Here is a 9,660-nt window from a genome sequence, read left to right as displayed (position 1 = left end):
GCCCGCGGAAAGCGTCCGACTGAAACGGAAATCGACAGCGTTATTTTTATATGAAAAGAGGGCTGCCCAAAAAGTCATTTTCTATGACTTTTTAGACAGCCCTTAATTTGTAGTACCTATAAACTTATTGGGAACGTTAGTAGAGTAACGCTTAATCAAAACGACTATTATTTTATCGCATGGAAAAAAATACGTTCAGTATCATTTTCAGGAGATTGAGCCTCCCAATCAGCAGTTACCTCAACATGTGAAAATCCAGCCTCTTTTAAAAATGCAAGATAGGAACTTACATCATATGATCGTTGGAAATGACTTTCTTCAAACCTGTCATATGTTCCATTACTATTTTTGATGAAAAACGTTAAATCGTGATAAACAGAATGAGGAAATTCCCCATTTTCAGTATGCCAAATATAAGCAACATGTTCATCTTCATATGTAAATGGTCCATCTAAAAACAATTCATCCATTTTATAAATAGAATGAACATCAAAAAATAGATGACCACCTTCTTTTAATAACTTATAAATTCCATGAAGCGTTTGCAGAATTTGTGTTTCATCTTCCAGGTAATTTAGCGAATCGATCGCAAGAATTGCGACATCCACTTCTTGAAATCCATCTAATTCAGTCATGCTCTGATGAAATAAAGGGATGTTTAAGCCTTCTTTTTGAAATCGATTTGAGGCGATTGCTAACATTTCTCCAGAAAGATCTACGCCTTGAACAAGAAAACCCTGTTCTGCAAATTTCGCAGACAGGACTCCAGTTCCACAGCCGACGTCTAATAAAGATTTACCTTTTACATTTTCAACACTTGAAACAACCTTATCAACATACTTATCGTATGGGATATCGGTCATTAATGCATCGTAAATATGAGCAAACTCTTTATAACTAGACATTACACTTCTGTATCTACAGAGATGATTGGTGCATCTCCCCATAAACGTTCTAAATTATAAAATTGGCGTTCATCTTTATGGAAGACATGTCCTACCACATCACCCATATCCACTAATATCCAGCGTGCCGCGTCAAATCCTTCTAAACGTTTAACAGGGAAACCAGATTTCTCAGCCTGATCTGCCATTTCTTTTGCAATAGCTTGTACTTGACGGTCAGAATTTGCATGACAAATGATAAAATAATCTGCTAGTAAAGATACACCCTTCATATTTAATACGATGATATCTTCAGCACGTTTGTCATCTGCTGCTTTGTATGATAATTCTAATAAAGTTGGCTCTGTCATTCAGTCATTTTCCTTTCGTGTAACCAAATCATTATAACAATGAATGGAATCCGGATATACCGGTTGGTTTTTTGTAATTAAAAATTCAATAGAATGCTTTATACAAGCTTTCATTAATTCGTTGAGTCCGAGTTCATCCTGCTGTCTTAAATCTTCAACACCAGGAAATTGGCGATTAGGTTCAATCATATCAGCACAATAAATAATTTTTTCAAGTTTGCTCATGCCTTTTCGTCCTGTGGTGTGATAGCAAATTGCATTTAATACATCTTGATTCATTACATCAAATTCATGTTTAGCAACGTATGCACCAACTGGAGCATGCCACAGCTCATGATGAAATGCTAGTAAGGTTGGCTCCATTTGTTGTTCCACTATTACTTTCTTCATCCATTCACGGTCTGAATATTTCACGACATCATGCAAAATTGCAGCAAGTTCCACATCTTTTTCAGAACCTCCATAAACTTTCGCTAATCGAATCGAAGTATTCATTACACCTATAGTATGTACATAACGTTTTTCAGGCATTCTTGTTCTTATAGAATTTAACATTAGATTTCTATTCATACAATTTCTCCTGGCGAATATAAGTTTGTACATTTTCAGGAATTAACAAAGTAACATCATTTCTTTCTTTCAAACGATTTCGTAATAACGTTGAAGAAAGGTCAATTAGTGGAGCATTAATTATTGTTACCGGATATTTTGCTTGTTCTCCTTGGTATCCTAATCGATGAACACCAATCAAATGGAAATGTTCAACAAGCTGATCAATCTTATACCATTTGTCTAAATAAGCAATCATATCCGCACCAATTAAAAAGCTGAACTGTGTTTGCGGTTCACGCTTTTGCAATTCCTGCATCGTATCGAATGTGTACGATACACCTCCCCGCATAATTTCAAGTGTATCAACTTGAAAATATGGAAATGGTTGAGTAGCAAGCTCTAACATCTTAATACGATGTTCACCGGTCACAAGATGTGTTGATTCTTTATGAGGTGGTTTGGCATTTGGCATAAACCGAATCTCATCAAAATTAAGTGCATGAAATACTTCATTTGCCATGATTAAATGTCCAATATGTGGCGGATTAAAGGTTCCACCAAAAATGCACACTTTTTTTATCGTCATCCTTTTGTAGGTAAGACGATTTTTCTATTATTTTTTGAAGGTTTGTATAACACAATTGTTAAACCAATCAACTGGACCAGTTCGGATTTCGTGTCGTTTGCTAGTTGTTCAGCTACCTCTTGCTTATCGTCTTCACAATTTTGCAAAATGCTGATTTTGATTAGTTCACGAGTTTCTATTGCTTCTTCAATATGCTTAATTAAATGTTCATTTACTCCACCTTTTCCGACTTGGAATAAAGGGGATAAATGATGTGCTTCACTTCGTAAAAAACGTTTTTGCTTACCTGTTAACATGTGGACCTCCTAGTATTAGTTTGACTTGCTCTATGGTTTGCTTCGTATCTGGTTTGCGATTTGTCCACTTTTGAAATGAGTAAGCTCCTTGATGTACGAACATCCCCACTCCACTTAAACAACGTGCTCCTCGATCTTTTGCTTCCGCCAAAAATGGTGTCAATAATGGATTATACACAATGTCAGCAACAATTGCTGAAGATCTTATATTTTTAAGAGACAACGGTTTGTCTATTTTAGAAGATTTCATACCTGCTGGTGTTGTTTGTATAATAATTTGAAACATAGCTAGTTCCTCTTCAGCTAGTTCAAGTGACAACGCTCTCACACCTACTACATCATCAATCAGACGTTGTGCATTTAAAATGCTGCGGTTTGCACAAGATATACTTGTATATCCTTGGGTTTTTAATGCAAATGCAATCCCACGTGCAGCTCCACCAGCACCTATAATTAGTACCGGAAGTTCTTTCAGCATTGGACCGATTGCTTCTTCTAAAGAATTTACAAACCCAATGCCATCCGTATTATATCCGGTTAATGTTTTATCCTCTTCCACTACGACTGTATTCACAGCGCCCATTATTGCAGCAGTCGAATCGATTCGATCCAATAAAGGCAAAATTGTCTCTTTATGAGGAATTGTCACATTCCAACCACTTGCGCCTAAACATTTTAATGATTGAACAGCATTAGCTAGCTCTTCTGCCTTAACATGCAAAGGAATATATGTGGCGTCTATTTTTAGATCCTCGAACCACTGACAATGCATTTGTGGTGACATGGAGTGAGAAATAGGATCGCCGATAACAGCATACCATTTTTTCAATTCCATTCCCCCCTAAATTAGCGATGGACGAATTTGTATCTCTACGCCTTTAGGTGCATATGCTGCGATAACCACATTGGGTTGGTTAACGGTAATCCACCCCAAACCTGAAAATACAATATCCGTCTTCTCCGCTTTAATGGAGAACTCACGACGAACGAGCGGTGGGAATTGTTCTTTGAATTGTGTAGATGGTGGTGCTAGCATAGCGCCTAAATGTTCCGCATATAAGGTGTCTGCATTTTCCAGTTTCGTACGATGAATATTTAATTCATTTGAAATATGCACCGTGAATGATGAGCGTTCGCCTTGTAGAAAGTCAAATCGAGCTAAACCACCTAAGAATAATGTTTGTCCATTATTCAGTTGGAATATTTTCGGTTTGATTTCATGTTTTGGTGTAATCCATTTAAGTTCAGACGAATCTAAATAATGCGCCATTTGATGGTGATTAATAATCCCTGGCGTATCGTAAAGAGATTGATTATCATCAAGTGGAATTTCAATTAAATCAAGTGTAGTTCCTGGGAAATGAGACGTTGTAATTACTTCTTTTTCGCCAGTTACTTGTTTGATGACACGGTTTATAAACGTTGATTTACCAACGTTTGTACAGCCAACTACATAGACATTTTTACCTTCGCGAAGACGATCAATTGCTTCCATCGCTTCAACCATGCCGGTACCTTTATGTGCACTTACTAACATGACTTCGACAGGTTTCAATCCTAATTTTTTTGCTTCTTGTTGAAGCCATTTAATTACACGATGTTTTTTAACTGATTTAGGTAGCAAATCTACTTTATTGGCCACTAGTAAAATTGGATTATTTCCAACAAAGCGATGCAAACCAGGTAACCAGCTACCATTAAAATCAAAAATATCGATGATTTTCACGATTAGTCCTTGTTCATTTCCAAGGCTGTTTAAAATACGTAAAAAATCATCGTCTGTTAAAGAAACAGGTTGTAATTCATTATAATTTTTTAAGCGAAAACAACGCTGGCAAATGATCGTTTCTTTTTCCAATGAAGATTTTGGTGCATAACCAGGTGCTTTGATATCATCCGTTTGTATGTGAATTCCGCATCCAATACAAGATTGTATAGTTGTCAAACTTCTTCCTCCCAAGTAACATAACCTTTTCTTTTTAACGTTTTAAAAATCCTGCGCTCTACCAATCGATTAAATCTTGTGAAAAATCCGTCCGATTTAGCTACTGGCACTACTAAGATCGTATGCAACTTTATTAGATTACCACCTACAACATCAGTTAGAAGTTGGTCTCCTATTACGACAACTTCTTCACGTTTCACATCCATTAAGTTAAGTGCCTTACGAAACGCTTTCCCCATCGGTTTACGTGCTTTATATATAAATGGAATCCCAAGTGGATCAGCGAAAGATTTAACTCTTAGTTCATTATTATTAGAAACAATAATCACCTGAATCCCTGCGGCTTTCATGCTTTGTAACCAGTTCACAAGTTTTGGTGTTGCGTCTGGCCGATCCCATTCGACAAGTGTATTGTCTAAATCTGTTATAATTCCACGTATTTGTTTATTAAGTAATTTCTCAGGTGAAATGTCAAATACACTATTAACAAATTCACTTGGTAAAAATTTTTTGTACACCGTGACACACTCCGTTCAACATTTTCTGTACTGATTATACCATACTCCCGATTATCTCACCCACTCGGACCCTACTACCTGCAGTGATAGATGAATCCATTTGAAAAGCATCTTTTTCAAATAGTAAAACAACTGTAGAACCAAAAGTGAAGTAACCAATTTCTTCACCCTTTTTCCAGTCTCTTGATGAATTGGTAATTTGAATTGAATTCACGAACATTGCACCAACACTAATGACAGCGCATTTTTTGAGGTTAGGACATATTAAATGTGTGATTTGACGATAATTCCCACTAATCGGGGCTTTCCCATAAGTTAGGCCAGATTGATTCACTGGGTACGATTTTTCACCAATCGTCAATTGTTTTTTGACATGACCGTTGACCGGACTATGAATTCGATGATAATCAGCTGGACTTAAATAAAACACCATATAGGTACCGTTTACGTAAGACAGTGCTTGCTCAGCATTACCTAGAAGATCAGTCACTGTATACGATTTCTCTTTTACTACAAACGTGCCAGTCGACGTGATAGAACCTACAGATTCCACTTTTCCATCTACAGGACTATTTGCGACCAATTCACCATCTGCGATTGGGCGATGCTTGGAATCGATTTCCCGAATAAAAAAGTCATGCAAAGTTGGAAAGGTTTCAATAGATTGTGAAACTTCGTGCATTTGTATTCCGTATGTACGAATATAAGATGGAATTACTTTTTTACTCAAGCTTGATTTGGCAAATCGTTGAATAGCTTGCGAGGACCATCTTCCATTAGTCAATTCAATTAACATTTGATATACTTTCCGTTTCATATTATCCCACCTAACCTAATTATGTTCTACCTTTTCTTACCTGAAAGAAGTATAATTAAATGATATCTATAAACACTAAGGAGTTTGTCCGATGTTTTTATTTCAACGACTGGATAACACAATCAAAAAAATGAAAGTCAATACGGCAAATATGATTACCATTGGAAATTTATCTTTTGGTGGTGCCTCAATCATGACCACATTAAATGAATCATACAGCTATAGTGTGCTATTTATATTTATTGCAGCTTTATTAGACCGTTTTGACGGTATAATTGCTCGAAAATTTGGTCAAGAATCAGAACTTGGAAAACAACTTGATTCAATGAGTGATATTATCTCATTCGGAGTTGCTCCTGCAATTCTTATTTATATGATTGCTTTATTTGAATTTGGAGTAGCTGGCATGGTCATTACTGTCATTTATATTTCTAGCGGTGCTTTTCGCTTAGCTCGATTTAATACAATGGAATCGAGTAGCTACTTTATCGGACTTCCAATTACCGCTGCAGGTACTCTTCTAACGCTTTCATATTTTGGTATGTCTGTATTTCCTTTAGTCTTGTATATGTTTTTGTTGCCTATATTGGCAATTCTAATGGTTAGTAATTTTACAATCAAAAAAGTGTAACGACCACAAATTGTGGTCGTTTTTTCATTCTTTCTACACCTCTATCATATAGTGACAAAAGACGACATGGAGGTGCACGTTCATCATGAGTGGATTATTGTCTGCTGTCATGCAGTTATGGTTTGAGATTCCTGTTTTTATCGGTTACTTGAAAGGTCAGGCATTCCGAAAGCCCCTATCCCAAGAAGAAGAGGCAATTTATGTGAAACGTTGTTTAGCTGGTGAGGAAGAAGCCAAACATGAATTAATTGAACGTAATATGCGACTTGTTGCACATATCGTCAAAAAATTTCATCCCAAACACGAACAACTTGATGATTTCATTTCAATCGGAACCATCGGATTAATGAAAGCTGTTGCAAGCTACACGCCAGATAAAAAAACCCGACTCGCCACATACGCTGCTCGTTGCATCGAAAACGAAATCCTCATGCATTTACGTTCTCAAAAGAAAGTCCAAAAAGACGTCTCGCTCTATGAACCAATTGGTACTGATAAAGATGGCCATTCACTCGAAATCACCGATTTGCTCCAAACCGACGATGATACCGCCCAACAAACCTTGGAACAAAAAGAGCAAATGGCAAGGTTGTATCGACACTTAGACAAATTAGAAAAACGCGAAATTGAAATTATCGAACGTCGTTACGGTTTGCATCAATTTGAAACCATGACTCAAAAACAAATCGCCAAGCAATTAAATATTTCTCGGAGCTATGTCTCTCGAATTGAAAAGCGCGCGTTGGTAAAGTTGTATCAATTGTTTAAACACGAGAATAACTCTCTTGATATTGATATTGACAGAGATCCTAATCGCCATTCTTTATTTTAAATATAAATTATACTGTCAATTTGCTAATTACCTTTAAAACAATTTCGGTAGAGTGTTTAGCGGCTGTTGGTAGGAATTCCTCAAAACTAATCGAAGATTCTTTTCCAGCAATATCAGATAGAGAACGAATGACTACAAAAGGCACTTTAAATTGATAGCAAACTTGCGCAACAGCAGCTGCTTCCATTTCTGCAGCCTTCATGTGAGGGAAATACATTCGAACGCTGTTAACACGTTCTGGGTCGCTCATAAACGAATCTCCCGTTGCAATAAGTCCGGTTGCAAATTGAAGTTGTCCCAATTCTTCTACAGCCTCTTCCGCAATTTTACGCAGTTTAGCATCAGAAATGAAAGCTGCTGGGAGTTGAGGAACTTGTCCCATTTCATAACCAAAAGCAGTTACATCAACATCATGGTGACGTACTTCATCAGAAATAACAATTGCTCCTACTTCAAGTTCCGCATCAAAACCCCCTGCTGAACCTGTGTTAATAACTGCATCAGGCTTAAAATGATGCAGTAAAATTGATGTAGACATCGCCGCATTTACTTTTCCAATACCACTCTTTAGTAATACGATATCATGTCCGGCATATACACCTTCAGTATATTCACTGTTTGCAATGACTGTAGTTTTTGGATTTTGAATGGCTAAACGTAATGCTTCAACTTCTTCTTCCATCGCACCTATAACGGCTATTTTCAATTAAAGTCCTCCTCGTTTTACAAAACACTTCCCTAAAAATAATAAAAGCGGCGCTGAAAGTCAATAAGCGCCGTCCAATGTTTTTAAGGTTTCAAGCTTTTCAGGTTTCCATCCTTCACCGTCTACCCATGCTAAATACACACGATACTTTTCTTCTTTATCATTTGACGATACGATACCAACGGATTTTTGTGGACCTCCGCCATTTTCAATTCTCCAAACAATCATATTGCTTTCAGATAACCCTGTTGTATATGCAAGTGCTTGTAACTTTTCACTCCAGTCCAAATGTCCCTCTTGATAAACAGAGGTATGTTCACCTGTTTGTGATGTACCAATGGGCTTCCATGCAGTATTAACAATTCTTTCTGCAACTAGTGGATCATTTGTAGGCGTTGAAGTAACTGTTCCACCTGTAGTAGTCGTAGTTTCTTCTTCATTACCCTCTGTAGTTTCTTCTTCTGGCACAACTTCTTCAGATCCAATTACAGTTTCTTCATTTTGAGTATCTGTCTCTGGGTCATCAGTTTTTTTGGACCCTTCTTCCGCGTTACTAACGGTAGACTCAGTATCTTTTGTATTGTTTTTATTGTCAGCTAGTTCTGGATCATCGTTACCAAGGAAAATGAATCCAGCGGTAATTACAATCAGTACGACAACAACAGCTATAAGCACATTTAGAATCTTGTTTGTGCTATTCTGTTTATTTGGTCGGTTACTTCTCGAGGTATATCGACGCTGGTTGTTTGTCATCTTCGGACCTCCCCTTATCTACTATACAAAATAATAACATAAATACAGCTATTAATTAGACGAAAGTGTTAAAGAAATGTTTCATTTGAAAAAAAGAAGCCATCTTTTCTTTAGAATGGGATAATACCAAATTACTCCCTCATGAACACAGATCGAGATCATTGAATTTGGTTGCAACTTTTCCAATTTCATTATCATCCAATTACATCCTAAGTCCTAAGTAATCGATACAATTCGTATAGTTATTTTCCCACTCGGTATTTTTACATTTACTTCTTCACCGACCAATTTCCCTAAAACTTTTTGAGCAATGGGTGAATCTTTAGAAATGCGGCCTTCAAGTGGGTTCGCTTCTGCTGAACCAACAATAGTGTACGTCTCAAATTCTCCACCTGGAATTTCTTGAATAGTCACTGTACAACCTATTTGGACAACGTCGGAGTCATGTTTAGACGGATCAATAATCACTGCATTGCGAATTATTGTTTCAATAGTAAAGATACGACTTTCTAGAAACGCTTGATCTTCACGAGCCGTTTCATAATCGGAGTTTTCAATTAATCCATAACAACGAGATGCTTTAATGCGTCCAATCACTTCTTTACGTTTTATCGATTTCAAATAATCTAACTCTTCCTGTAAGTTTGTTAGACCGAACTGCGTGATGGATTGTTTTTTTTCAATTGTCATTGATATCCCCTTTGCAATAAGAAAAGCGCATAGCGCCGTCTTTTTTTAGACCGGTTCACGAAGGATGAAAGACTTAAAA

14 protein-coding genes are annotated in these 9,660 nt (G+C 36.9%); 2 read left to right on the top strand and 12 right to left on the bottom strand.

The window, feature by feature from the left end; all coding sequences use genetic code 11:
- Positions 1-167: 167 nt before the first annotated feature.
- Genes B371_RS0117130 through B371_RS0117090 form a run of 9 tightly spaced genes read right to left on the bottom strand, consistent with a single transcriptional unit; the run spans position 168 to position 5,969 of the window.
- Positions 168-905, bottom strand: coding sequence for a class I SAM-dependent methyltransferase (locus B371_RS0117130; RefSeq protein ID WP_019415541.1), 738 nt, complete (start codon positions 903-905; stop codon positions 168-170).
- The gene (gene rsfS / locus B371_RS0117125) at positions 905-1,255 is read right to left on the bottom strand and encodes a ribosome silencing factor (protein WP_019415540.1); all 351 of its coding nucleotides are present in this window, start codon (positions 1,253-1,255) and stop codon (positions 905-907) included. The genes B371_RS0117130 and rsfS overlap by 1 nt, the downstream gene beginning before the upstream one ends.
- Entirely contained in the window at positions 1,256-1,825 is a 570-nt protein-coding gene (gene yqeK, locus B371_RS0117120; protein ID WP_019415539.1) for a bis(5'-nucleosyl)-tetraphosphatase (symmetrical) YqeK, read from the bottom strand.
- Positions 1,818-2,387 (bottom strand): nicotinate-nucleotide adenylyltransferase, encoded by a 570-nt coding sequence (locus tag B371_RS0117115; protein ID WP_026023112.1) that lies wholly within the window; start codon positions 2,385-2,387, stop codon positions 1,818-1,820. The genes yqeK and B371_RS0117115 overlap by 8 nt, the downstream gene beginning before the upstream one ends.
- A 2-nt stretch (positions 2,388-2,389) precedes the next feature.
- Positions 2,390-2,689, bottom strand: a complete 300-nt coding sequence (yhbY, locus tag B371_RS23065; RefSeq protein WP_083845002.1) for a ribosome assembly RNA-binding protein YhbY — start codon at positions 2,687-2,689, stop codon at positions 2,390-2,392.
- Positions 2,676-3,518 (bottom strand): shikimate dehydrogenase, encoded by an 843-nt coding sequence (gene aroE, locus B371_RS0117105; protein ID WP_019415537.1) that lies wholly within the window; start codon positions 3,516-3,518, stop codon positions 2,676-2,678. The genes yhbY and aroE overlap by 14 nt, the downstream gene beginning before the upstream one ends.
- A 12-nt stretch (positions 3,519-3,530) precedes the next feature.
- Positions 3,531-4,634 carry a ribosome biogenesis GTPase YqeH gene (gene yqeH / locus B371_RS0117100; protein ID WP_019415536.1) on the bottom strand — a complete coding sequence of 368 codons (1,104 nt, stop codon included), beginning with the start codon at positions 4,632-4,634 and terminating at the stop codon, positions 3,531-3,533.
- Complete coding sequence (locus B371_RS0117095; RefSeq protein WP_019415535.1) at positions 4,631-5,152, bottom strand: YqeG family HAD IIIA-type phosphatase; 522 nt, start codon at positions 5,150-5,152, stop codon at positions 4,631-4,633. The genes yqeH and B371_RS0117095 overlap by 4 nt, the downstream gene beginning before the upstream one ends.
- Before the next feature lie 34 nt (positions 5,153-5,186).
- Positions 5,187-5,969 carry a phosphatidylserine decarboxylase gene (locus B371_RS0117090; protein WP_019415534.1) on the bottom strand — a complete coding sequence of 261 codons (783 nt, stop codon included), beginning with the start codon at positions 5,967-5,969 and terminating at the stop codon, positions 5,187-5,189.
- A 91-nt stretch (positions 5,970-6,060) separates the two neighbouring features.
- Between B371_RS0117090 and pssA the strand changes: the two genes are divergently transcribed.
- Complete coding sequence (gene pssA / locus B371_RS0117085) at positions 6,061-6,600, top strand: CDP-diacylglycerol--serine O-phosphatidyltransferase (protein ID WP_019415533.1); 540 nt, start codon at positions 6,061-6,063, stop codon at positions 6,598-6,600.
- 85 nt (positions 6,601-6,685) lie between these two features.
- Positions 6,686-7,432 (top strand): RNA polymerase sporulation sigma factor SigK, encoded by a 747-nt coding sequence (gene sigK / locus B371_RS0117080; RefSeq protein ID WP_019415532.1) that lies wholly within the window; start codon positions 6,686-6,688, stop codon positions 7,430-7,432.
- Between the two features lie 7 nt (positions 7,433-7,439).
- On the opposite strand, the gene mtnN is transcribed toward sigK, so the two are convergent.
- The 3 genes from mtnN to greA form a co-directional block, all read right to left on the bottom strand.
- Positions 7,440-8,138, bottom strand: coding sequence for a 5'-methylthioadenosine/S-adenosylhomocysteine nucleosidase (gene mtnN, locus B371_RS0117075; protein ID WP_019415531.1), 699 nt, complete (start codon positions 8,136-8,138; stop codon positions 7,440-7,442).
- A 60-nt stretch (positions 8,139-8,198) separates the two neighbouring features.
- The gene (locus B371_RS0117070; protein WP_019415530.1) at positions 8,199-8,891 is read right to left on the bottom strand and encodes a YrrS family protein; all 693 of its coding nucleotides are present in this window, start codon (positions 8,889-8,891) and stop codon (positions 8,199-8,201) included.
- A 216-nt stretch (positions 8,892-9,107) separates the two neighbouring features.
- Positions 9,108-9,581: a transcription elongation factor GreA gene (gene greA, locus B371_RS0117060; protein WP_019415528.1), complete on the bottom strand. Its 474-nt coding sequence runs from the start codon at positions 9,579-9,581 to the stop codon at positions 9,108-9,110.
- Between the last annotated feature and the right edge of the window lie 79 nt (positions 9,582-9,660).

The organism is Paenisporosarcina sp. TG20 (genome assembly GCF_000286315.1).
Lineage (GTDB): Bacteria > Bacillota > Bacilli > Bacillales_A > Planococcaceae > Paenisporosarcina.
The sequence above is the reverse complement of the archived record's forward strand: the minus strand, read 5'-3'. Positions and strand labels throughout refer to the sequence as shown.